21 protein-coding genes and 2 tRNA genes are annotated in these 23,302 nt (G+C 42.5%); 2 read left to right on the top strand and 21 right to left on the bottom strand.

Annotation, left to right across the window (positions count from 1 at the left end; translation table 11 throughout):
• Positions 1-83: 83 nt before the first annotated feature.
• From DXB77_RS12395 to DXB77_RS12315, 17 genes are all read right to left on the bottom strand, one after another.
• Positions 84-172: transfer RNA gene (locus DXB77_RS12395), tRNA-Ser, on the bottom strand.
• Positions 173-219: 47 nt separating this feature from the next.
• Positions 220-305: transfer RNA gene (locus DXB77_RS12390), tRNA-Ser, on the bottom strand.
• A gap of 123 nt (positions 306-428) precedes the next feature.
• A complete protein-coding gene (gene ispD, locus DXB77_RS12385) occupies positions 429-1,130 on the bottom strand; it encodes a 2-C-methyl-D-erythritol 4-phosphate cytidylyltransferase (RefSeq protein WP_021943131.1) in 702 nt (233 codons plus the stop codon).
• A 127-nt stretch (positions 1,131-1,257) separates the two neighbouring features.
• On the bottom strand, positions 1,258-2,289 hold the full coding sequence (tsaD, locus tag DXB77_RS12380) for a tRNA (adenosine(37)-N6)-threonylcarbamoyltransferase complex transferase subunit TsaD (protein WP_117808589.1): 1,032 nt from the start codon (positions 2,287-2,289) through the stop codon (positions 1,258-1,260).
• 30 nt (positions 2,290-2,319) lie between these two features.
• Positions 2,320-3,228, bottom strand: coding sequence for a ribonuclease Z (locus DXB77_RS12375; RefSeq protein ID WP_021943129.1), 909 nt, complete (start codon positions 3,226-3,228; stop codon positions 2,320-2,322).
• Positions 3,229-3,322: 94 nt separating this feature from the next.
• Positions 3,323-3,541: a hypothetical protein gene (locus DXB77_RS12370; RefSeq protein WP_021943128.1), complete on the bottom strand. Its 219-nt coding sequence runs from the start codon at positions 3,539-3,541 to the stop codon at positions 3,323-3,325.
• Between the two features lie 108 nt (positions 3,542-3,649).
• On the bottom strand, positions 3,650-4,153 hold the full coding sequence (gene rimI / locus DXB77_RS12365) for a ribosomal protein S18-alanine N-acetyltransferase (protein ID WP_021943127.1): 504 nt from the start codon (positions 4,151-4,153) through the stop codon (positions 3,650-3,652).
• Positions 4,146-4,856: a tRNA (adenosine(37)-N6)-threonylcarbamoyltransferase complex dimerization subunit type 1 TsaB gene (tsaB, locus tag DXB77_RS12360; RefSeq protein WP_021943126.1), complete on the bottom strand. Its 711-nt coding sequence runs from the start codon at positions 4,854-4,856 to the stop codon at positions 4,146-4,148. The genes rimI and tsaB overlap by 8 nt, the downstream gene beginning before the upstream one ends.
• Before the next feature lie 4 nt (positions 4,857-4,860).
• Complete coding sequence (tsaE, locus tag DXB77_RS12355; RefSeq protein WP_021943125.1) at positions 4,861-5,292, bottom strand: tRNA (adenosine(37)-N6)-threonylcarbamoyltransferase complex ATPase subunit type 1 TsaE; 432 nt, start codon at positions 5,290-5,292, stop codon at positions 4,861-4,863.
• Positions 5,289-5,768: a dCMP deaminase family protein gene (locus DXB77_RS12350; protein WP_021943124.1), complete on the bottom strand. Its 480-nt coding sequence runs from the start codon at positions 5,766-5,768 to the stop codon at positions 5,289-5,291. The genes tsaE and DXB77_RS12350 overlap by 4 nt, the downstream gene beginning before the upstream one ends.
• Positions 5,769-5,867: 99 nt before the next feature.
• The gene (locus DXB77_RS12345; protein ID WP_021943123.1) at positions 5,868-7,082 is read right to left on the bottom strand and encodes a homoserine dehydrogenase; all 1,215 of its coding nucleotides are present in this window, start codon (positions 7,080-7,082) and stop codon (positions 5,868-5,870) included.
• A gap of 36 nt (positions 7,083-7,118) precedes the next feature.
• Positions 7,119-8,232, bottom strand: a protein-coding gene (prfB, locus tag DXB77_RS12340; RefSeq protein ID WP_117822541.1) for a peptide chain release factor 2 whose coding sequence is annotated in 2 segments (ribosomal slippage) — positions 7,119-8,156 and positions 8,158-8,232 — 1,113 coding nt in all. Because the reading frame shifts where the segments join, the coding sequence is not laid out codon by codon here.
• A 45-nt stretch (positions 8,233-8,277) separates the two neighbouring features.
• Positions 8,278-10,851 carry a preprotein translocase subunit SecA gene (gene secA, locus DXB77_RS12335; protein ID WP_021943121.1) on the bottom strand — a complete coding sequence of 858 codons (2,574 nt, stop codon included), beginning with the start codon at positions 10,849-10,851 and terminating at the stop codon, positions 8,278-8,280.
• A gap of 286 nt (positions 10,852-11,137) precedes the next feature.
• Entirely contained in the window at positions 11,138-11,665 is a 528-nt protein-coding gene (gene raiA / locus DXB77_RS12330) for a ribosome-associated translation inhibitor RaiA (RefSeq protein ID WP_021943120.1), read from the bottom strand.
• Positions 11,666-11,976: 311 nt separating this feature from the next.
• On the bottom strand, positions 11,977-13,347 hold the full coding sequence (locus DXB77_RS12325; RefSeq protein WP_173783995.1) for an NlpC/P60 family protein: 1,371 nt from the start codon (positions 13,345-13,347) through the stop codon (positions 11,977-11,979).
• Positions 13,348-13,521: 174 nt separating this feature from the next.
• Entirely contained in the window at positions 13,522-15,258 is a 1,737-nt protein-coding gene (pyk, locus tag DXB77_RS12320; protein WP_021943118.1) for a pyruvate kinase, read from the bottom strand.
• Between the two features lie 41 nt (positions 15,259-15,299).
• A complete protein-coding gene (locus DXB77_RS12315) occupies positions 15,300-16,208 on the bottom strand; it encodes a hypothetical protein (RefSeq protein WP_021943117.1) in 909 nt (302 codons plus the stop codon).
• Between the two features lie 224 nt (positions 16,209-16,432).
• Here DXB77_RS12315 and DXB77_RS12310 point away from each other — a divergent pair, with 224 nt between their 5' ends.
• Positions 16,433-19,030, top strand: a complete 2,598-nt coding sequence (locus DXB77_RS12310) for a GH25 family lysozyme (RefSeq protein WP_118663474.1) — start codon at positions 16,433-16,435, stop codon at positions 19,028-19,030.
• A gap of 69 nt (positions 19,031-19,099) precedes the next feature.
• Here the strand turns inward: DXB77_RS12310 and DXB77_RS12305 are convergent, their stop codons facing one another.
• From DXB77_RS12305 to bioB, 4 genes are all read right to left on the bottom strand, one after another.
• Complete coding sequence (locus DXB77_RS12305; RefSeq protein ID WP_021943115.1) at positions 19,100-19,816, bottom strand: response regulator transcription factor; 717 nt, start codon at positions 19,814-19,816, stop codon at positions 19,100-19,102.
• A 21-nt stretch (positions 19,817-19,837) separates the two neighbouring features.
• The gene (locus DXB77_RS12300; RefSeq protein WP_021943114.1) at positions 19,838-20,356 is read right to left on the bottom strand and encodes a hypothetical protein; all 519 of its coding nucleotides are present in this window, start codon (positions 20,354-20,356) and stop codon (positions 19,838-19,840) included.
• Positions 20,357-20,375: 19 nt separating this feature from the next.
• On the bottom strand, positions 20,376-20,951 hold the full coding sequence (locus tag DXB77_RS12295) for a hypothetical protein (RefSeq protein ID WP_021943113.1): 576 nt from the start codon (positions 20,949-20,951) through the stop codon (positions 20,376-20,378).
• 157 nt (positions 20,952-21,108) lie between these two features.
• Positions 21,109-22,104, bottom strand: a complete 996-nt coding sequence (bioB, locus tag DXB77_RS12290; RefSeq protein ID WP_118484719.1) for a biotin synthase BioB — start codon at positions 22,102-22,104, stop codon at positions 21,109-21,111.
• A 539-nt stretch (positions 22,105-22,643) separates the two neighbouring features.
• Here bioB and DXB77_RS12285 point away from each other — a divergent pair.
• Complete coding sequence (locus DXB77_RS12285; protein ID WP_117784708.1) at positions 22,644-23,297, top strand: response regulator transcription factor; 654 nt, start codon at positions 22,644-22,646, stop codon at positions 23,295-23,297.
• The last annotated feature ends 5 nt before the right edge of the window (positions 23,298-23,302 follow it).

Below are 23,302 nucleotides of genomic sequence, written 5' to 3'. Positions count from 1 at the left end.
AAATTCTTTATTTGGAATTTCAGGGTTGTCATGTTGTTAATTTTTCAAGGTTCTTTGTTTTCGCCTGTACCAGTAAAACTTAACGGAGAAGGAGGGATTTGAACCCTCGCGCCGCTATTAACGGCCTACTCCCTTTCCAGGGGAGCCCCTTCAACCGCTTGGGTACTTCTCCTAGTATCAAGCGCTTGAACTTTCCATCTTTGTTTATTGAAAAGTCAGCGGAGAGAGAGGGATTCGAACCCTCGCGCCCTTTCGGACAAACGGTTTTCAAGACCGCCTCGTTATGACCACTTCGATATCTCTCCATCCAGTTGTTTAAGTCTCCTTTTGACCGGCGACTTGTATATATTAGCACTTCTGTTTTTCTATGTCAACACATTTTTTCAAATTATTTCATTTTTTTGTGACTGGTATTTTCAAGTACTTCTTTACCCCTGTTTTTGCAGAAATTCCTGTCCAATACGCATATCTTCCGGTGTCGTAATCTTTATATTTGTATAGCTGCCCTCAATCACTTTCACCTGTATCTTACCGTATTCTTCGACCACCATCGTATCATCCGTCACTGCTATTGCTGCCCCATCTGCCCGTTTCTTCATCATCTTCTGATAACACTTCATCAGACATTTATAATCAAAGCTCTGTGGGGTCTGGATCTGCCACAGGTACTCTCTTGCAGGAGTCGCCATTCCAATCCGATTTTCATTTACGATCTTTATCGTATCCTTTACAGGCATCCCCACCGTACACGCTTTGTAATCTGCCAGTGTCTGGATCGATCTAACGACCATATCCTGTGTCACAAATGGTCTTGCGCCGTCATGGATCATGACATAATCGGTCTCCGGACATGCACACAAACCATTATATACAGAATCATACCGATTTTCACCGCCCTCTACTACAGATACAACCTTTGTAAAATGATATTTCTCTATGATCTCATGCCTGCAATATTCCACACTGTTTTTTCCTGTTACAAGAATGATGGAATCCACAGGACTTTCTTCAAAAGCTTTTAATGCATAATAAATTACAGGATAGCCTCCAAGCTCCATGAACTGTTTTTCAATTTTACTGTGCATTCGGCTGCCTTTTCCTGCCGCAAGTATGATCGCCGTTGTCTTCATGTTTTCTCTTCTATCCTTTTATCTTTTTTGCCTCTAATATTTGTTTCATATTGTATTCTTTCACCATATATTTACAAACACTCACAAAGCAGCAGAGCAATCTGCATTCACTTCTTACTGTATCCTTCTACCGCTCGCCTAATTTCAGATTTGGAACTGCATTCAGATCCAGCCCGTGTCTGGTACCTTTTATGAATTCATAATAACCAGCCGCTCCGATCATGGCTGCATTATCGGTGCAAAGGATCGGTGCCGGATAATATAACTGAATTCCTGCTTTTTCGCAGGCCGCTTTCATCGATGCACGAAGTGCTGAGTTGGATGCAACACCGCCTGCCAGCGCAACTTTATCCATGCCATATTTCCTGGCTGCATAGATGGTATGTTCTGTCAGTACATCCGTTACCGCTTTCTGGAAGGATGCCGCTACATCTGCGCGGTTGATCTCCTCATTCTTCATTTCCTTCTGATTGATATAATTTAAAACTGCAGACTTCAGACCACTGAAGCTAAAATCATATGCAGAATCGGAAATCTTTGCTCTAGGGAATTCAATTGCATCCGGATTTCCCTCTTTTGCAAGCTTATCTACCTTCGGTCCACCCGGGTATCCAAGTCCGATAGCTCTTGCTACTTTGTCAAATGCTTCACCTGCCGCATCATCTCTGGTCACACCAAGGATCTCAAACTGCCCGTAGTCTGTCACCTTTACCAGATGGGTATGCCCGCCGGATACAACCAGACACATAAATGGCGGTTCCAATGTCTTATCTTCTATAAAATTAGCGGCAATATGTCCCTCTATATGATGAACGCCTACCAATGGGATATTCTTTGCATAGCTGATCGCCTTTGCTGCTCCTACTCCAACCAGCAAAGCTCCTACTAAGCCCGGCCCATATGTAACTGCGATCGCATCTATATCATCCAGAGTACAGTCTGCTTCTTTCAGTGCAGCCCTTATTACCTGATTCACTTTCTCGATGTGTTTTCTTGACGCTATCTCAGGAACAACGCCGCCATACAGTGTGTGAATGTCAATCTGTGAATATATGATATTTGATAATACTTCCCTACCGTTTACGACGACAGCCGCTGAAGTCTCATCACAAGATGATTCAATTGCCAGAATCTTTATATCTTTTTTCTCCATTTTCATCTTCCTCTTTTTCCTGTTTTACCGTCTGTATCAGTCTGCAAATTTTAACGTTGTCTCCATCCGGTCTTTTCCTGCAACCGCAGCCGGGAATATTTTTCTTACTTCATCCATGTACTGCATCGGCTTGATCAGGGACGGACTATAATGTGTCAGCCACATCTGTTTTACTTCTGCCTCTTTCGCAATCTCCGCCGCCTCATACATTGTCATATGCTTATGGGAAACTGCCTTTTCGTATTTGTCCGGTTCACCATACATTCCTTCGCAGATAAACAAGTCTGAGCCTGCCGCATGTTTTGTAATAAGTGGTGTCGGACGAGTATCTGTACAATATGTGACCTTAAGCCCTTTCCGATCCGGTCCCATAACCATATCCGGTGTATAGAGCCTGCCGTCCAGTTCTATCGTCATGCCCTTCTGCAATGTATTCCAGATCTGCATCGGAACCTCCTGTGCACGTGCACGTTCCACATCGAATTTACCAGCACGGTCAAGCTCAAATGAATATCCATAACAGGTAACATTATGATTTACCCGGTACGCATTTGCACGTAAGCCACACACTTCAAATTCTTCTTCTTCCTCTGTCAGTTCTTTAAACTGTATCTCAAATGGAAGCTCCGGTGCGATCACGCGCAGAGAGTTCACTACCCGTTCCAACCGTTTTGGTCCAACCATCAGAACCGGATCCTTTCGTTCTGCATTTCCGATTGTCAGGAGTAGCCCAGGCAATCCGCTGATATGATCTGCATGAAAATGTGTGAACAGGATCACATCGATCGGTTTGAAGCTCCATCCCTGCTGTTTGACTGCTACCTGCGTTCCTTCACCACAATCAACTAATATAGAGCTGCCATTGTATCGTATCATCATGGATGTCAACGCTCTGTACGGAAGTGGCATCATTCCGCCTGTACCAAGCAAACATACATCTAACATATTCTATCCTCCAACTTCTGTTTCCACTCTGTCTGTAAACCATTTCTCCTGTAAGGAAAAAAGAGTCATTTTATATTCAAATGACTCTCTGGTTCTACATATATTCTGCCGTTTCGTCTCTCTGTACCGGTACTGCAAAGCTGTCTGCCAGCCGGTCATAACAATCTTCGCATATACAGATCCTGTGGGTTTCTCCATCTTTCTTTGAGAAGTATCCCCACTTTTTTGAAATTATAATTGCATCTTCCATCAAAATGTCATTTCTGACTGACAATTCTTTCCCACACATATTGCAACGTATTACATCCATCATAATTTCCTCCTGATCTTCCGGTTTCCCGGCGATCTCTGTATCTTTTCTATTGTCGATTATAATAGAAAAAATGCTTCTTTTGTAGTGGGAATTCCTGTCATCTATGTATTATGAATGTGAACACTTCAGTTCCATGATAACAGCATCTTCTGTTGGTTTTTTATAATAATCTTTCCTTCTGGAAATCTCATCGAAGCCTAGTGATTCATACATTGATATTGCTGCGTCATTAGACTCACGAACCTCCAAGAAGATCTTTTCTCCATTGTCTTCTACACACATGCGAATCATTTCTTTCATCAGTCTGTGTCCGATTCCACATTTCCTGTAATCTTTATCAACAGCAATCCGAAGCAGTTCACAATCCTCACACGGTGCAGTAAAGATACAATAACCAACCACCTTGTCATCCTTCGTTGTGTCAACTGCTGTAAGCACGGTATCATACGTTCCATACATGGATGTCGCAACCATCTGCTCATTCCAGGAACTCATAAATACTTTTTCTCCCAGAGAAACAATATCAAGCAACTGTTCCTCATCGCCTTCTCTTATCTCAATGTTGTCTAAATAGGGCCCCGCCGCCCCGCCATCACTGACGCTATTACTCATTTCTTTCACCTTTCTCTTTTCTTTCTCTTTCTGCCTGAGACATTCTCAGATATTCAGGAGCAAAATCATCTCCATTTATATATTGTTCATGCGCATACCGGTAAGCGCCGGCATATGCGACTGATCCAGCCTTCTGTTTGTTCAGATGTGCCGGTGCCAGACGTGCATGCTTCATCTTTGACAGGATCTGAGATCCATACACCTGTATGCCATCACCTGTAAACTGCACTTCTTCATCTTTTTCAAGAAGCAGATCGATCAACTCATTTACATCCATCGGTATCTGATCCATCTCTGTAACCAGATTACCTGCTTCGTCAAATCTGTACAATCCAGTATAGACCTGATTTCTTCTGGCATCCATGATCGGACAGATCAGCCTGTCACTTCCCCAGAAATTGTATGCAAGTCCTTCCAGTGTCGGAACAGGCACAACCGGCTTATCAAGTGCAAGCGACAGTCCTTTTACCGTTGCTGCTCCGATACGCAGTCCGGTAAATGACCCCGGACCTGCTGCGATCGCGATCGCATCTACTGCATCAAGCTCAATACCTGCTGCGTTTACAACCTCGTCCAGCATCGGAAGCAAGGTCTGTGAATGTGTCTTTTTGTTATTTACTGTAAATTCTGCAACCAGATTGTCATTCTCTAATAAGGCAACGGATGCAACCAGCCCTGAGCTGTCCAGAGCGAGGATCTTCATATCTTTAAACCTCTTCTATCGTTATCTTTCTATAATCTGTCCCTTTTTCAAGGTCTTTTTCAATCGTTATCTTCTGATAATGATCCGGAAGGATCTCTTCGATCAGATTTGCCCATTCGATCAGGCATACTCCATCACCGTATACCATCTCATTGTAGCCGATTTCTTCCATCTCATCCACATCTCCGATCCGATAGACATCAAAATGATATAACGGAAGCCGTCCGTTATCATATTCTTTCACGATCGTAAATGTAGGGCTGTTCACAATATCATCGACTCCAAGACCTTTGGCAAATCCCTGTGAAAATATCGTCTTTCCTACGCCCAGATCTCCAAAGAAACAGAAAACCTGTCCCGGAACCGCCTGTTCGCCAAGCTCCCGTCCGATCCTGTATGTGTCTTCTCTGCTGTTGCTTTCTTTTACAATCATCATAAATCTATCGTTATCTTCTTTCCTTTTACTTCATATGGTCGATAAGTAACTCCTGCCATATCAAACATTCTCTTGGATGCCATCGTGCTGTCGGTACTGGCATATTTATCCGACAGATAGATCACCTCTTTTATCCCACACTGAATGATTGCTTTCGCACATTCATTGCAAGGGAATAAGGTCGAATAAAGTCTTGCGTCCTTTAAGCTACCGCCTCTGTAATTCAGGATGGCATTCAATTCTGCATGACACACAAAGAAATATTTATTGTTCAAAGGATCACCGATTTTTCCCCATGGCATGATATCGTCTTCACATCCGGCAGGCATACCATTATACCCTTCCGACAGAATACGATTATTATCGTCTACAATACATGCACCAACCTGAGTGGAAGGATCTTTGCTTCTCTCTGCTGACAACAGTGCAATACCCATAAAATACTGATCCCAGCTAATGTAGTCGGCTCTTTTCATCGGTGTCCTCCTTTTCTTTTCATCTGATCATCCGGTTATTTCCATATAGTGATAACCCGTTTTTACATCGGCCATCTTATGGTTATACAACTTTTTTCTCTAAAATGCTACTCTGATTATGCTGAAAATTTTATCAATTTTAGCTGTAATATCAGCAAAACTGCCCTCAGTCATGGACGAAGTGATAAATGCAAGCTCTCCGTCCACACCTTCTGCTGTTACATATGTCACATCACCAAACAGCTTCTGGATCTCATCTTTTGTGATCGCATCTGCACTTACCCGTATGAAGAAACGATTAACCGCATCTCTGAAATCACCGATCGGAAGTGCTTCTGCATCCCAACTTGCCATAATATTCTTACCCATATGTTTTACTTCGTCTACAACATCGGATACAACGGCGGATGCTGTTGGAAGCTTTCCGGCTCCTCTTCCATAGAACATGATATCATCTACAACATTTCCATGTACAAATATGCCATTGAATACATCATGGATACCGGATAATGGATGGTTCTCGTCCAGCATCATAGGTGCAACGAAGGAGTATAAGGTATCTCCTTCCTTTTTAGTCGTACCTACTAATTTGATCGATACACCAAGTGCATCTGCATATTTGAAATCTTCTGTTGAGATCTTTGTGATTCCTTCTGTATGGATCTTAGTGTAATCCAGATGCTTTCCATATACGATAGAAGTCAGGATAGCGATCTTTCTACACGCATCTCCACCTTCTACGTCTGCTTCCGGATTTCTTTCTGCATATCCCAGATCCTGTGCCTGCTTCAGCACTTCATCATAAGATGCACCTTCCTGATCCATCTTGGTCAGGATATAATTTGTTGTTCCGTTTAAGATACCTGTGATCTCTGTTACTTCATCTGCTGTGATAGAGGTATTTAATGGACGGATGATCGGAATACCACCGCCAACAGATGCCTCAAATAAGAAATTCACATTGTTCTCTTTTGCGATCGCAAGTAATTCCGGTCCGTGAGAAGCTACCAGTTCCTTATTGGATGTTGCTACACTCTTGCCTGCTGCAAGGCACTGTTTTACAAATGTATAGGCAGGATTGATTCCTCCCATTACTTCAACAACAACCTTTACTTCATCATCGTTTAAGATGTCATTGAAGTCATGTGTCAGTATCTGCTGTACAGGATCTCCCGGGAAATCTCTCAGATCAAGAACATACTTGATGTTAATCTCTTCTCCCGCTCTCTTATTAATGATCTCGTGATTTGTATTGATTACTTCAACCACGCCTGAACCAACTGTACCATAACCTAATACTGCTATATTTACCATGTGGGTGTCTCTCCTTTTTGCATTCTTTTTTGTATATTACGACTCACTCCGGCTGCACCATTTTAAATATGCATTCATAAATCCGTCGAGTTCTCCATCTAAAACTGCGGCAACATTTCCGCTTTCTTCACCTGTCCGGTGATCCTTCACCATCGTATACGGCTGCATAACATAAGACCGGATCTGGCTTCCAAATCCATTCTCCAGTATCTCACCCCGAATATCCGAAATCTTATCCAAATTCTCCTGTTTCTTGATCAGATACAGCTTAGACTTCAGCATCTGCATAGCCTTATCCTTATTCATATGCTGTGAACGCTCATTCTGGCATTGTACTACGATACCGGTCGGAATGTGCGTGATACGAACCGCCGATGATGTCTTATTGATGTGCTGTCCACCGGCTCCGCTCGATCTGTAAGTATCGATCCGGAGATCATCTTCATTGATATCCACTTCCAGGTCTTCCTCTATCTCCGGTATCACATCGCAGGAAGCAAATGAAGTCTGTCGCTTGCCTGCTGCATTGAACGGTGAAATACGAACCAGACGATGTACTCCTTTTTCTGATTTCAGATATCCATAAGCATTCTGTCCACTGATCTGTATCGTAACCGACTTAATGCCAGCCTCATCACCCTCCAGATAGTCAAGCACTTCCACCTTAAAACCGTGCTTTTCCGCCCATCTGGTATACATTCTGTATAACATCGATGTCCAGTCACAGGACTCTGTCCCGCCGGCTCCTGCATGAAGCGTCATAACGGCATCGTAACCATCAAACTCATCCGACAGTAGAAGACTGATCCTGTAATTTTCGAATTCCTTCTGAAATGCTGTCAGCATCTCACCGATTTCCTCTATCATAGAGGAATCGCCCTCTTCTTCCGCCATCTGAATCAGGGTTTCAATATCTGAAAAATCCTGTTCCAGCTTCTGATATTCCTCCAGCGAATCCTGCAGCTCCTTTAACTGTCTGGAAACGCTGGTTGACTTTGCTACATCATCCCAGAAGCCCGGCTGTTCCATCTCATATTGTAATTTTCCTATGCTGTCTTTTCTGCCAGCGATGTCAAAGTGAATCCCTTACTTCCATTAATGGTTGTCTGTACTGATTCAATGTGAACTTAAACTGGTCTGTCTCTATCATTAATTTCTCACCTACTTTATCGGTTGCAGCTGCAACACATTATTTCTATTCGTTCCGTCCGCAGCAGTTCTTATATTTCTTACCGCTGCCGCATGGACACAAATCATTTCTTCCGATTTTTTTTGCTTTCTTTACAGGTCCTCTGGATACAGTATCATCCTTGTTTGTTCCTGTAACCTTATTTACTTCCTCTCGTTCAACCTTCTGTTCAACCTTAACACGGAGAAGCAGTTTTACTGTATCCTCCTGAATTGCTCTTGTCATCTCATTGAACATGTCATAACCGGCAAACTTGTATTCTACAACAGGATCTCTCTGGCCCAGTGACTGAAGCCCGATACCCTGCTTTAACTGTTCCATATCGTCGATATGGTCAGTCCATTTTCTATCAATTACCTTCAGAAGGATAATACGCTCGATCTCACGCATATCTTCCGGACTTGGGAATTCTTTTTCTTTCTCATGGTAGAGTTCCACAGCCTCATTATACAGTCTCTCTTTGAGTTCTTCTGTGTCACCCTTTTTGATCTCATGCTCAGTAAGTGCGATTGGTTCTGTAAATGGAATGATCTCACGGATCATATTGTCAAGCTCTACAATATTCCACTCTTCCGGTGCAACTTCTGATGAGCATACAGTATCTACACATGCATTGATATCATCCTTGAGCATCTTCAGGATAACTTCATGCATATCTTCACCGTCTAAGACTCTCCGGCGCTCCTTATACATGATCTCTCTCTGTTCATTATTTACACGGTCATACTCTAACAGATTCTTTCTGATCGCGAAGTTGTTGCTTTCGATCTTCTTCTGGGCCTTCTCTACGAAGTTCGAGATTGTCTTATGCTGGATCTCTTCGCCCTCCGGGATCTTCAATGTATCATAAAGGCTCATAACTCTCTCAGAACCAAACAATCTCATCAGATCATCTTCTAGAGACAGGTAGAACTTGGATTCACCCGGATCTCCCTGACGACCGGAACGTCCACGAAGCTGATTATCGATTCGTCTGGACTCATGACGTTCTGTACCAATGATACGAAGTCCGCCAAGTTCAGCAACGCCCTCGCCAAGCTTAATATCCGTACCACGACCAGCCATGTTCGTTGCGATCGTAACTGCATTCTTCTGACCTGCTTCTGCAACGATCTCTGCCTCAAGCTCATGGAACTTTGCATTTAATACCTTATGTGGAATTTTTTTCTTGCTGAGCATGTGGCTGAGTTCCTCAGATGCATCAATATTGATCGTACCAACCAGAACAGGCTGTCCTTTTCTGTAACTCTCATTGATCTGCTCAACAATAGCGTTTAATTTCTCTTTCTTTGTCTTGAAGATAGAATCCGGGTGGTCAATTCTCTGTACCGGAAGGTTGGTTGGGATCTCTACAACATCCATACCATAGATCTCTCTGAATTCTTCTTCCTCTGTACTTGCTGTACCTGTCATACCTGCTTTCTTCTCAAACATATTAAAGAAGTTCTGGAATGTGATCGTAGCAAGTGTCTTGGACTCTCTCTTAACCTTTACATTTTCCTTTGCTTCGATCGCCTGATGCAGTCCGTCTGAGAAACGACGGCCCGGCATGATACGTCCTGTAAATTCATCAACGATCAGAACCTCGTCATCCTTTACAACATAATCACGGTCACGGAACATCAGGTTATGTGCACGAAGTGCAAGAATTATGTTATGCTGGATCTCGATATTCTCAGGATCGGACAGGTTCTCGATATGGAAGAACTGCTCTACTTCCTTCACACCGTTTGCTGTCAGCATAACGTATTTGTCTTTTTCATTTACAAGAAAATCTCCGTCTTCCTCAATTGCTGTATTCATCAGCATATCCATCTTGGAGATCTCGCCATCACCTTCACCACGCTTCATACGTCTTGCAAGGTAATCGCACATCTTATAAAGCTCTGTCGATTTGCCGCTCTGTCCTGAAATGATCAGAGGTGTTCTCGCCTCATCGATCAATACAGAGTCGACCTCGTCGATTACACAATAATGAAGTCCTCTTAACACAAGCTTTTCTTTATAGATAACCATGTTATCTCTTAAGTAATCGAAACCGAGTTCGTTATTTGTTACATAAGTAATGTCACATGCATATGCGTCACGTCTTTCATCATTTGTAGATGAATTCAAAATAATACCAACTGTAAGTCCAAGGAACTCATGAACCTTACCCATCCATTCAGCATCACGCTTTGCCAGATAATCGTTGACTGTTACGACCTGAACACCTTTGCCTTCCAGTGCGTTTAAGTATACAGGAAGTGTAGACACAAGGGTCTTACCTTCACCGGTTCTCATCTCGGCGATACGTCCCTGATGTAATACAACGCCACCGATCAACTGTACTCTATAATGCTTGATGCCAAGCACTCTGTATGCAGCCTCTCTTACAACTGCAAATGCTTCTACCAGCAGATCATCAAGCGTTTCCCCATTTGCAAGTCTCTCTTTGAATTCTGCTGTCTTTGCTCTTAATTCCTCATCGGACAATGCCTGCATGTCAGAATCAAGTGCTTCTATCTTGTCCACAATAGGAGCGATCTTCTTCAGTTCTTTCTCACTATGTGTGCCAAATACTTTTTCAAATAATCCCATTCTATTATTCTCCTAACTGTTTTCTTGGTTTCATATCCAAATCTTATTACTCAGGGTACATAATACCATCATATGAAATTTATATCAAGAATGAATCTGAAAAGCTTTGGTAAAGCATTTATGAAATAATGATGAATAATCAACATTCATTCTTTAAATCTGACCACAAAAAAGAGCCGCCAGCGTTAATTGTCTGGCGACCCTTCTTTTTATCCGAAAATCTCAGGCAGACATTCTTCAGACTATAGCTTCTGAAAATATCTGTCCCTGCTCAGCAGGTACGAGATTAAAATTCTGGTTCGATCAATCCGTATGTATTACCCTTTCTCTTGTAGACAACATTTACTTCTTCTGTCTCTGCATTTCTAAATACATAGAAGTTATGTCCAAGCAGATCCATCTGGATGCATGCATCGTCCGGATACATAGGCTTTACTGCAAATCTCTTGCTTCTAACGATCTTAATCTCGTCATCTTCATCTGTTTCTTCTTCTACAAATGAATTCTGGAGATATGCTGCATTCTGCTCCTTGTCGATCAATTTCTTCTTATGCTTGTTCACCTGTCTCTCGATTACTTCTAGCACAAGATCGATCGATACATACATATCATCACTTACCTGTTCTGCACGAATGATATGTCCTTTCATAGGGATCGTAACTTCTATCTTCTGTCTGTCTTTCTCTACACTAAATGTAACCTGTGCAACAGCATCTTCTGCGAAATATTTCTCAAGCTTGGACAGCTTGTCATATACTGCATTCTTTAAACCTTCAGTAACATCGATGTTTTTTCCACTAATTATGTAATTCATGTTGCCCAACTCCTTCTTTTTCGGGTGTCCCCGAATTGATAATCTTATTATAACATAAACCACCATTTTTTCAAGTCATTTTAAACAAAAGGAAACCGTTTGTTTTTCATTTTTTAGTCAAATTAACAACTATTTTATATAATTTATGAAAACTACACAAATGCATATGTATCTTTTTTCTATCTCCCATATTTTCTTAATTTACAGTCTTGTATTCATCGAATGCAAAAAAAGAAAGCCGATACATACCGGGAGAAACAAGAACCTGTTCACTCACCATGTACCGACTTTTCTTCTATTCTGTTTATCCTTTATTGTCCAAGCAGTCTGACTGCCTTGATCGGAGTTCTGTAATTGTATACAGATGTCTTGATTCCTGTTGCTTCTGTACTTGCATGTACGATCATGCCGCCACCTGTATAGATTCCAACATGTCCGATATCTCCGTCTGTTCCGTAGAATAACAGATCACCCGGTTCCAGCTCTGAAAGACTTACTTCTGTTCCGTAATAAGACTGAGCAGTTGCGGAATGTGGAAGTGAAATTCCGAAGTGTGCATATACGGATAATGTAAATCCTGAACAGTCAGCACCATTTGTAAGGCTTGTACCGCCATATACATAAGGATTACCAACAAACTGTAATGCATAATTTGCAAGGTCTACACCAGTTGAACCGCTGGATGGCACCGGATCCTCAGAAGGTGCTTCCGTAGGAGCCTCAGTTGGTGCTTCCGTAGGGGCTTCTGTTGGTGTCTCAGTTGGTGCTTCTGTAGGAGTCTCCGTCGAAGCTTCCGTAGGGGTTTCTGTTGCCTGCTGCTCTTCCTCCTGCTGCTTCTGCTGTTCTTCCTGTTGTCTTCTCAATTCTTCCTCTTCTGCTGCTCTTGCAGCTTCAGCCTCTTCTACCGAGATAGCCTTTACTGTATTATATGAAATTTCAACATAATCCGAACTTACATAACCGGCAGTCTCATCATCAACCTTTACTTCTGTCCAGCCATCTGCCTGACCGATTACTGAATATGATTCTCCACCAGGGATCATTGTAAGACATTCACTGTCTGCATCTGCCTCGGCACGTACATTCAAGGTTTCTGTTGTAACAGTTGCCAACTTGCTGCAATGTTCTTCTGCATAAGCACCTGCATCGTCACCATATACAAGGAAATCGTTCTTTATGTATCCTTCACAGCTACCGGATGCAACCTTTGTCCACGTATCACCTTTTTCCTTTACAAGGGCAATACCATTTGCTCCAAGTGTTCCGACCAGTTCACCGTCTACACTTGCTGTAGCACGGATATTAACCTCATCCGTTACAGTTGTAAGACACTTTCCTTCAAACTGTGGATACTTACAGGTTTCCTCTGCCGCTCCCGTTTCCTCTGTCGCAGCTTCTGTTGTTTTTTCTTCTTTCTTGGTACTCTTTTTTGATGTCTTCTTTGTCTCAGTCTTTGCTGTTTCTGTCTTAACTGTTTCAGAAGAAGCATCCGTCGGTGTACTTCCATCTCCGGCTGAAGCCGTTTCAAGCTGAACAGATTCTACATATCTGTCAAGCGCTGATGAGAGTCCGATCGTTGAATCATCATATATGTTATTTGCTTTGATCACGCCAAATGCCGTTGTAGCTGCCAGACTGACTGTTACTACCGCAACGGATATCTTTCTGGTTCCTTTGGACATCTTATTACCTCCCTGACATGGAAATGCCATGTCATCAAACATTTGTTACGAAATTGTTACATTTCTGGTTCATTATAACAACAATTCAAATGCTTGTCAACATGGCATTCCCGTGTTTTTGCTTGTTTTTCAGCGTTTTTTTAAAAATTAAGATTTATTACATTTGTTACAAACTTAAGAAACAACTACTCCATCTTTGGCTTTTACTGTAACGATGGCACCTGTTTTTAATATCTGGGTCGCATTCTTTGCTCCGATGATAACCGGAACATCACGGCTGAGGCCTACGATCGCAGCATGTGAATTTTTCCCATCCTTTTCACACACGATCGCAGATGCAGTCTTTAACTGTTCCATGATATTATTGCTGGTCTCTTTCATTACAATAATATCTCCCGGATTGTAATTTTTCTGAAGATCTTCTTCTGTTTCTGCTACACATAAAGGAGCACATACCGACTTCTCGTTTACAGAAGTACCTTTTACAAGGATATGTCCAACAACATGTACCTTGATCAGGTTGGTTGTTCCGGCAACACCAAGTGGAACGCCGGCAGTGATAACAACGATCTCTCCATCCTTGATGTAATGATTTCTCTTCGCAGCTTCTACAGAATGCTCAAACAGATCATCCGTATTATTCTCCTCTGCAATCAGAAGCGGCTGAACGCCCCATGACAGATTTAACTGACGACATACCTTTTCAACCGGTGAACATCCGATGATCGGACATTTCGGTCTGTATTTAGAAATCATGCGGGCTGTTTTTCCTGATTTTGTTACGGTTACGATCGCTGCTGCGCCAAGATCGATTGCTGTTGTACAGGTTGCATGGGAGATTGCGCTGGTGATATCCGGATTCTGGATATTTCCTCTCTCATAAAAACGTTTTGTATAATCAATATCTTCTTCTGCACGTTCTGCGATCTTAATCATAGTATGGAGTGCTTCTACCGGATACTTGCCTGCGGCTGTCTCACCGGAAAGCATGATCGCGCTGGTTCCATCATAGATTGCATTTGCAACGTCTGTTGCCTCTGCTCTTGTCGGTCTTGGGTTCTTGATCATGGAATCAAGCATCTGGGTTGCTGTTACAACCTGCTTGTCTGCATTGTAAACCTTCTTGATGATCATTTTCTGGATTACAGGAACATCCTCTAACGGAATCTCTACACCCATATCGCCACGTGCTACCATGATACCATCTGATACACGGATGATCTCGTCGATATTTTCCACACCCTGCATATTCTCGATCTTGGAAATAATATTTATATTATCACAGCCATGCTCATCTAAAATCTTACGGATCTCCAATACATCATCTGCCGTTCTTACAAAGGACGCTGCAATAAAATCAAAGTCATTCTCAATACCAAATATGATATCTGCACGATCCTGCTCACTGATGTATGGCATGGACAGATTTACGCGTGGTACATTTACGCCCTTGCGATTGGATACCGGACCGCCATTTACTACACGACAGACGATCTTATTCTCGGATACCTGCTCTACCGTCATCTCGATCAGACCGTCATCGATCAGTATCGTATTCCCCGGTTTTACATCATTTACAAGATTCTTATATGTGATTGAAACCATCTTCTCATCACCTTCAACCTCATCGGTTGTAAATGTAAATGTCTGCCCCGGCTTCAGTTCAATCTTTCCATTTTTGAAATCTTTTACACGGATCTCCGGTCCCTTTGTATCCAGCAGTGTTGCAACCGGAAGGTTCAGCTCTGTTCTGAACTTCATGATACGTTCCATGTTGCGTTTATGCTGTGCATGATCTCCATGTGAAAAGTTGAATCGGGCAACATTCATTCCCTCGATCATAAGCTTTCTCAAAATATCATCATCATCTGTTGATGGCCCTAATGTACATATAATTTTAGTTTTACGCATAATGCCTCCTAATTTGTTGTTTTTATACTAAGAAACTATTATCAGTCTCCATAATACTCTTCATCCGGCACATGATCTTCCTGTTCTCCCGCTTTTGTTTCCGGTTTCTCCGGTATCCGTAGGATCTCATCTGCATATAATTTGACTGCTGCGATCAGATAGACAAATGTTATGATCACACACAGAATATACATAAATACAAACTGTCCCTTTAATACAAATCCTGCGATCAGGATCGCCGCTATAAACCACGGAGTTCTGATAAGTGTGGACGCCTTTACGATATCCGAAAAACCGATCTCATCACTGATACCAAATACATGCTTGAGTGCATTTATGATAAATCCCCATATCAGGGTTCCGACATAGTAGACAAATATCAGCAATACCGCCAGCACAAGTGTAATCCCAATCAATAACGGAGTATCATATTTTCTTGTCAGATTTAATAATGTATCCTTATCATATACATCCCGCTTCTCGATCGAACGCAGGTGCGAATAAACACTGTTCCAACTGATCCTGGTCGGTGAATCATCGCTGTACAGCAGAATCTCCTGATTGCTGACCACTACCATTGTCTTATAATGTCCAACCTCAAGAAGTTCATCGATCTCATCTGATTCCGTATCGTAATCCGTAGAATCGATTCTGATATATGCTTCTCCCGGACGTTTTAATTCATACTGCTTCTTACAATAAAATCCGTCTTCACTTACACTGAAATATGCAATTCTGTCATCGATCGCATCTGCCAGGCGGTTATATCCGATTCTCTTGCTGACCGGCATATAAAATACTAACGTCGGAAGAATCACGCATACAAGGATCACCAACAAATGGATGGAAAACCATGTTGCACTTTTTCCTGTCTTAATATATTCTGCCGGGCGGACCAGTCCTTTTAACATACCGCCTAATGCCCCAAAAAATCTTGTTTTTTTCTCCATATGATGTTCCTTTCATTTTTTATTACCGTGTTGATTATAACACGTCATCGACTGACTTGGCACTACAAAAATGCTTTTTTTGTGCAAATTTCTGGTAAAGATTTTATCTGATCTTTTACCTGTTTTTTTCATAGTTCTTAAATTTCCCCAGATTATTGACATTTATATGTAAAAAAAATATTATAAATTAGTTAAGGATAAATAAAAATTGGAGGTTGCTTATCGTGAAAAAACTTATTACCACGGTATTGTGCAGTGCTGTCGCCGGTCTCACGATCTTCAGCGCACCTAAGATCGCCGGTCAGGCCTATGCGCAGTCACAATATGCGTACACAACAGTTTCTACCCAGTCATCCAGCATTTCATATGCTGACGAAATTGATGAAATGGTGGAAACAGGAACATTTGACAGTTCTTCATTAACAAAGGAACAGATTGCCCTTATCAATAAAAAATACGGAGAAGATCCACAGGCAATTCAGGAGCTTCAGAAAAAATCTGACAGCATCAAGAATCCTTCTCTGGCTTCCATTGATACCAGCATCTATGCCCATGATGCACAGTTCAAGGGCTATGACATTATAAATGGTATTGATATCTCCCGCTGGCAGGGCAATATCGACTGGAAGAAGGTCAAGGCAGACGGAATTAATTTTGCTCTGATCCGTGTCGCACTCCGTACCACAGAATCCGGTGTGCTGGAAGCAGACGCATTATATAAGGAAAACATCGAAGGTGCTCTCGCCGCAGGACTGGATGTCGGCGTATATGTCTATTCCCAGGCGATCACAACGGCCGAAGCAAGAGCAGAGGCCAACTACACCATGAAGCTGATCAAGGGCTATAACATAAAGCTTCCGGTTGTTATGGACTACGAATACTACATCAATCATTCCGGCAGACTTGCACGGGCAAACTTAAGCCCTGCTGCCGCAACTACGATCTGTACTGCTTTCTGTGAAGAGGTAGAGAAGAATAATTACACCGCTATGGTCTATGCAAATAAATCTTTACTCACAGATGATGTATATGCAGATGTACTGGCAAAACGGTTCCCGATCTGGCTCGCCCAATATCCGGGATGGGATTCTGTAACCAACAGTGTGCATGCATCTTACGAAGGTAAATATTCCTACTGGCAGTACACATCTTCCGGCTCTGTAGCCGGCATCAGCGGTAATGTTGATATGAATTTCCGGTACATCAAAAAACCGGAAGCCGTTAAGAATCTGCATATCACTTCAACTTCCATGCAGAAGGTATCCTTGAAATGGGATAAAGTACCGTATGTATATGGTTATAAGATCTATCGTCTTGACAAGAGCACAAATACATATAAGCATGTCGGAACGACAGTCGGTGCAAGCAATACTTCATTTACAAACAAGGGTCTGGAGGTAGAAACCTTATACAGTTACAAGGTACTTGCGTTCTACGGAACAAATTCCGGTGCTTACAACGGTGGAGAGTCCAATATCGTTCATGCCGCTACACAGGAAAAGAATATTGATAAAGTTTCAATCGCCAAACGGGCAAAGGATTCTCTTACTTTAGAATGGACTCCGCAGACCGAAGTTTCCGGATACCACATCGTATGTTTCAATCCGGCAACCGGTAAATACAAAACCGTTGCTTATGTAAAAGGAGCCAAAAACAATACTTACACAGATACCAAGCTGGCAAGCGGAACAACTTACACTTATAAAGTGCGTGCTTACTTTGAAGAAGGCAGCCGCCGCGCATTTTTCAAATACTCCTCTTCCATAAACGGAAACACCCGTCCCGGACAGGCCACAGGTGTAACTGCTTCCTCTACAAAGAATACCGTAACCGTTAAATGGAATGGTCAGATAAATGTTGCCGGCTATATCGTTTACCGTTTAAATGACAATGGTAAATGGGTACGCGTTAAAACGATCACAAATAAAAACACAACCTCATATACAGATAAAAAATTAAGTGGCAATACCATTTACAAATACTGTGTTGTTGCTTACTACAAGAAATCCGGCAACAATGTCCGTACAGATCGTTCCAAAACTGTATCTATTATGACAAAACCGGCAAATGCCAGAAGCGTGTCCGTTATCCCATCCAAGAATAACTCTGTAAGTATTTCCTGGAAATCTTCTAAGAATATTTCAGGTTATCTTGTTTATATGAAAAACGGAACCACAGGTTCTTCCTGGAAACGGATTGCAAAATTATCTTCCGATAAGACTTCCTGGACACAGAAGGGACTGTCCGCAAACGGAACCTATAAATTCAAGGTTAAAACCTATTACCGCGGAAACGGTGCTACTTCGATCAGTGATGCAGCTACGATAACCGTTAAGATCCCACCGAAAAAGGTAACAGGAGTAGCTGTAAACAGCTACGGTTCCAAGCAGTTAATGACATGGAAGGCTCAGACAGATGCAGATGGGTATTATATCTATCGTTATACAAATAAAACAAAGAAGTATACAAAGCTAAAAACGATCACCAACTCCGCCGCTTCTTCCTATATTATCAATGAAGCCGGATCATCCAAATACAGCTATTGCATCGTTGCCTACAACAAGTCAAATGGAAAGGCTTACAAGGGAACCAGATCTGCACTTACCGCTAGCAAGAAAGGCAGCCAGAAGATGCAGGTTATATGCAGTGTCTTAAATGTAAGAAAAGGTCCCGGAACCGGATATGATATTATTCAGACAGTTTCTTATGGAACAGAGCTTACACTCAAAGGCTTATATCAGGACTGGTATCAGATTTCCTTCACAAAGGACGGCAGAACCTACAACGGCTATGTTTCAGCCGCTTATGTAAAATTGAAATAAGCAATAACCATATATAAAACGGCAGGAATGCATTCCAAGCACTCCTGCCGTTTATTTCTATTACTGTTTTTACTTATTTGCTGAGTCCGGAACAAACATATAACCAATCCCCCGGACAGTACGGATATATACCGAATCCTCTTCCAGCTTATCTCTCAACCGTTTGATATATACCGACAAGGTATTATCATCCACAAATGACTCATCGACATCCCACAACCGTTCGATCAACTGTCTCCGTGTCATAACCTGATTCTCATGAAGCGTCAGTTCCCGAAGCAAACGAAATTCACTTGGTGTACTGTCGATATTCCGTTCATTCCGGTAGATCTTATACTGTTTATTATCTAGTCTGGTGTGTCCGAAAATGAAATCTTCTCCTGCTTCATTTTCCAAATCTGTTTTTTTGATATTGTTATACCGCTGTCTTCTCAGGATCACAGAGATCCGTGTCAGCAGTTCCTTTACCCGATATGGTTTTGCTATATAATCATCTGCACCAAGCTCCAGTCCCTGTACCAGATTCACTTCATCTGATACTGCTGTAAGAAATATGACCGGAACATAATTATCTGCCTCACGGATCTCTCTGCAGAAATCATAACCATTTCCATCCGGCAGCATAACATCAAGCAGCACCAGATCGATATCCGGCTGCAGACACTTTCTCGCAGTCTTAAGATCCGAAGCATGCACCACTTCATAATGCTCTGTCTTTAATGTATATTCCGTCCCCATTGCCAAAGCAAAATCATCCTCAACTAACAGGATCTTCTCATTTGCCATTTCTCACACCCCTGTTCTATTTTATTCACGATCCAGTGCAAAGAAACACACCGCACTGACCAGACTGATAATGATACCTGCCAGAAACAGATAGAAGCCCAGCCGGTATCCTGCAAAGCCTTTATAGCCATTTTCCTGCATACTGCGTGTTGTTTCTTCCATAATCCCATGAATCGCCCGAATCGTCTTACTGTGTGTCAGCAGGAATAATTCAATACCGGAAAGAACAGCCGGTATAAAAAACATCAGATTGAAGATGTCCCAGGTATCCCGGTCTCCACGCAGATAGATCACAACCAGTACAATTCCCGCTATCCCGGTAAGGATTGCCAGATAAGGCAATATCCGGACAAACAGATTGATATCTCCCATCGCCTGATAACGGTCTGCAAGCTTTTTCAGATTTAAAAGCGGAAACCATTCCTTTACATCCTGATAATCCTTCATGGTAAACTGGTATCCCAGGAATGGGAAACATCCGGATATCAGGATCATAACCATCCCAGCCAGATACGTCAGGCTGAATTTATTTACCTTCATACACCCTCCATGCCAGCAATTATTTGATACGGAACGTCGCTTTTACATAACCATCTGCGAACAGCACATGATCTCTTCCGTCAAATGCCCACTTTAACTCTTCTTCTGCATAAGATGGCTCTACAAATTTAACATCAATTCTGGATACGTCCTCTGATTTTACAGCCGCTGTACGAAGAAGCAACATACCCTGAACAACCGGATGATCGGTCAGATGAATCTTATTCTGATCACCTGTCTCCTTGCTGAAGCTGTAAACCTCTTCTTTTGAAAATGTGTGGAACTCCTCTGCATTATCATATGATGCAGCCTCTACGCGCTTCAATTCCTTCTCTTTATCGGATGGCTTTACAAGTGTCACGGTAAATTTCTCTACCGGTGTCTCTACGCCATCCACATAACCGAGGATCGGAAGGATGTACATAAATGCATTCTCCTTTACAGCCCCGAATTCATAGCGGATACTGTCTGCCTGTCCAGCCTGTTCCTTCTCTGCCATATATGAGATCTTGCCGATAAATGCTCCCTGATATGTCGATGCATCCATCTCCGTCATCTTTGTTCCTATCGCCATCATTCTGTCATAAATATTCATATTGTACCTCTTTCTTTCTATAATTATTAAAATCGCCTGATTTTCAATTAAATATATCTAAATAATTTTCCTGATCACATTTAAACCTGATTCTATGTTCCAATCATATTCATAATATATGTTTCTCTCAGAAAATTCAACAACCGGTAATTTCATTTTAAAAGTCCATGCGGGTGCCGGGCTCTGGTGCTCCAATCTCGTAGCCCTGTTCACGGATCATCTGCAGGTCAGTTTCAAATGTGATTCCGGTCGTTGTCAGAAAGTCACCGCTGATCACGGCATTTGCCCCGGCACGAAGAGCTGCCTTGCCATTATCCGGCAAATAGGCTCTGCCTGCCGCCAGACGGATAAAGGTATCCGGAAGGATAAAACGAAAAACAGCCACCGTCCGGAGGAACTCCTCCTGCTTCATCGGCTCCTGATGTTCAAAATACGTTCCCGGAATCGGATTCAGCATATTGATCGGAACCGAGTCCACATCCAGCTCTCTTAACGAAAATGCCAGGTCGATCCGATCCGAAAGCGTCTCTCCCAGTCCGATCAGTCCACCACTGCATACTTTCATCCCAGCAGCTTTAGCTGCACGGATACTCTTTCTCTTATCATCTGATGTATGCGTCGTGCACAAGGTCTTAAAGAACGCATCCGATGCTTCCATGTTATTATGAACCATTGTCATACCAGCTTCATGAAGCTTTATGAAATCCTCCTCATCCAGCATACCAAGAGATGCACAGACATGGATATCTGCTGTCTTCCTGATATCCTCCACATTCTGAACTGCCAGTGCTACCTCCCGTTTCGACAGCCGCCGTCCAACAGATACAAGCCCGTACCGGTAAGAACCACGGCTCTTATCCTGAACCGCTATATCGGTCAGGATCTGCTCACCCAGTACACATTCCGCCGGGACCTTCTCCTTTGCTCTGGTTGACTGTGCGCAGTACAGACAGTCCTCACCGCACTGTCCAACCTTAACAGCCGCCACAGAACAGACATCGCAGACATTTCCACAGAAATGCAGTCGGATCCGGTCTGCCGCTTCAGAAAGTTCTGACAGATCTACATCGATAAGCCGCTCTGCTTCCTCCCTGCTGATACGATATCCATCCATTATCTTATGTTCCAATCTCTGAAGTTCATCCTTTGTCATAATTCATCATTGTCCTTTATTAAGAAATATTGCCCTTTTCTATAAAACACATAGCGTATTCGTTTTTCATCCAATTCCTTATTAATATACCATCTAAACAACATCTTGTGAACTACCCAATGTTCCGCATTGCCACGCCCGGCTTGTCCTCGCACCTACCCACTACCGGCTATGTATTACCCAACTTCGCGCCTGCCTACTACCAGCTGGATTCTTTGCATATAAACATAAAGCAATATTTTCGTTATGAACTTGTACCTTGCCAGCGAATGCGGGTGCATGTTTGAGCCGAAGGCGAGTTTGCGCAGGAGCATGAGCAAATAAGGCAGGTACAATTCATAGAAAATATGCGAGTTTATATGCAAAGAATCCAGCCGGAAGGGGCAGACATGAAGCGGGGCAATACACAACCGGGAGGAGCCGGGCGAAACCTTAAATCTCTTTTTTTCGGCATTATTCTCTTTCAAGTTTTTGTAAAATATAGTAGAATTACAGGGTATGGGGTCATTGGAAGGCGAACCCCTTTGGAGGTTATATCTATGATTAATATACTAGTAGTTGAAGACGAAAAACCTATTGCAAACCTGATCAAAATGAGTCTGACAAAGGCAGGCTATTCCTGTACCTGTATTTATGACGGACTTGCTGCCGCAGACATACTGGAAGAAACCCCTTTTGATCTGGTTCTGCTCGACATCATGCTTCCGGGTGCATCCGGCTATGATGTTCTTGAATATATCAAACCATTAAAAATACCGGTTATCTTTATTACAGCAAAAAACTCCCTGAACGACCGTGTCATGGGTCTGAAGATGGGAGCCGAGGATTATATTGTAAAACCATTTGAGATCGTTGAGCTTCTTGCAAGGATTGAAGTTGTTCTCCGGAGATATAATAAGCTGAATACAACGATCACCGTCCGCGATCTTGTTATTGATACAGTTGCGATGAGCGTCACAAAAAATGGAAAAGAGATTCCACTGACGAACAAAGAATATGAGCTGTTATTGTTATTTGCACAAAATCCGGGAGTTGCGCTCTATCGTGAAACGATATATGAGCGTATCTGGGGTGGTGACTATCCTTGTGACAGCCGGACGGTTGCTCTTCATGTCCAGCGTATGCGAAAAAAACTCGGACTGGAAGACTGCTTAAAGACCATCAACAAGATCGGATACCGTCTGGAGATTTAAAAAGG

The sequence above is a fragment of the Clostridium sp. OM05-9 genome (genome assembly GCF_003481465.1).
Lineage (GTDB): Bacteria > Bacillota > Clostridia > Lachnospirales > Lachnospiraceae > Coprococcus > Coprococcus ammoniilyticus.
This window is presented reverse-complemented; position numbering and strand designations above follow the sequence as displayed.

Bases quoted from the DNA above. Each gene is read 5' to 3' on its own strand.
- DXB77_RS12285 (WP_117784708.1), top strand. From the start codon at position 22,644: ATGATTAATATACTAGTAGTTGAAGACGAAAAACCTATTGCAAACCTG.
- DXB77_RS12305 (WP_021943115.1), bottom strand. From the start codon at position 19,816: ATGGCAAATGAGAAGATCCTGTTAGTTGAGGATGATTTTGCTTTGGCA.
- bioB (WP_118484719.1), bottom strand. From the start codon at position 22,104: ATGACAAAGGATGAACTTCAGAGATTGGAACATAAGATAATGGATGGA.
- raiA (WP_021943120.1), bottom strand. From the start codon at position 11,665: ATGAATTACATAATTAGTGGAAAAAACATCGATGTTACTGAAGGTTTA.
- ispD (WP_021943131.1), bottom strand. From the start codon at position 1,130: ATGAAGACAACGGCGATCATACTTGCGGCAGGAAAAGGCAGCCGAATG.
- tsaD (WP_117808589.1), bottom strand. From the start codon at position 2,289: ATGAAAATGGAGAAAAAAGATATAAAGATTCTGGCAATTGAATCATCT.
- secA (WP_021943121.1), bottom strand. From the start codon at position 10,851: ATGGGATTATTTGAAAAAGTATTTGGCACACATAGTGAGAAAGAACTG.
- DXB77_RS12345 (WP_021943123.1), bottom strand. From the start codon at position 7,082: ATGGTAAATATAGCAGTATTAGGTTATGGTACAGTTGGTTCAGGCGTG.
- DXB77_RS12350 (WP_021943124.1), bottom strand. From the start codon at position 5,768: ATGAAAAGAGCCGACTACATTAGCTGGGATCAGTATTTTATGGGTATT.
- DXB77_RS12375 (WP_021943129.1), bottom strand. From the start codon at position 3,228: ATGTTAGATGTATGTTTGCTTGGTACAGGCGGAATGATGCCACTTCCG.
- DXB77_RS12370 (WP_021943128.1), bottom strand. From the start codon at position 3,541: ATGATGGATGTAATACGTTGCAATATGTGTGGGAAAGAATTGTCAGTC.
- DXB77_RS12300 (WP_021943114.1), bottom strand. From the start codon at position 20,356: ATGAAGGTAAATAAATTCAGCCTGACGTATCTGGCTGGGATGGTTATG.
- DXB77_RS12295 (WP_021943113.1), bottom strand. From the start codon at position 20,951: ATGAATATTTATGACAGAATGATGGCGATAGGAACAAAGATGACGGAG.
- pyk (WP_021943118.1), bottom strand. From the start codon at position 15,258: ATGCGTAAAACTAAAATTATATGTACATTAGGGCCATCAACAGATGAT.
- tsaB (WP_021943126.1), bottom strand. From the start codon at position 4,856: ATGAAGATCCTCGCTCTGGACAGCTCAGGGCTGGTTGCATCCGTTGCC.
- tsaE (WP_021943125.1), bottom strand. From the start codon at position 5,292: ATGATGATTGTAAAAGAAAGCAACAGCAGAGAAGACACATACAGGATC.
- rimI (WP_021943127.1), bottom strand. From the start codon at position 4,153: ATGAGTAATAGCGTCAGTGATGGCGGGGCGGCGGGGCCCTATTTAGAC.
- DXB77_RS12325 (WP_173783995.1), bottom strand. From the start codon at position 13,347: ATGTCCAAAGGAACCAGAAAGATATCCGTTGCGGTAGTAACAGTCAGT.
- DXB77_RS12315 (WP_021943117.1), bottom strand. From the start codon at position 16,208: ATGGAGAAAAAAACAAGATTTTTTGGGGCATTAGGCGGTATGTTAAAA.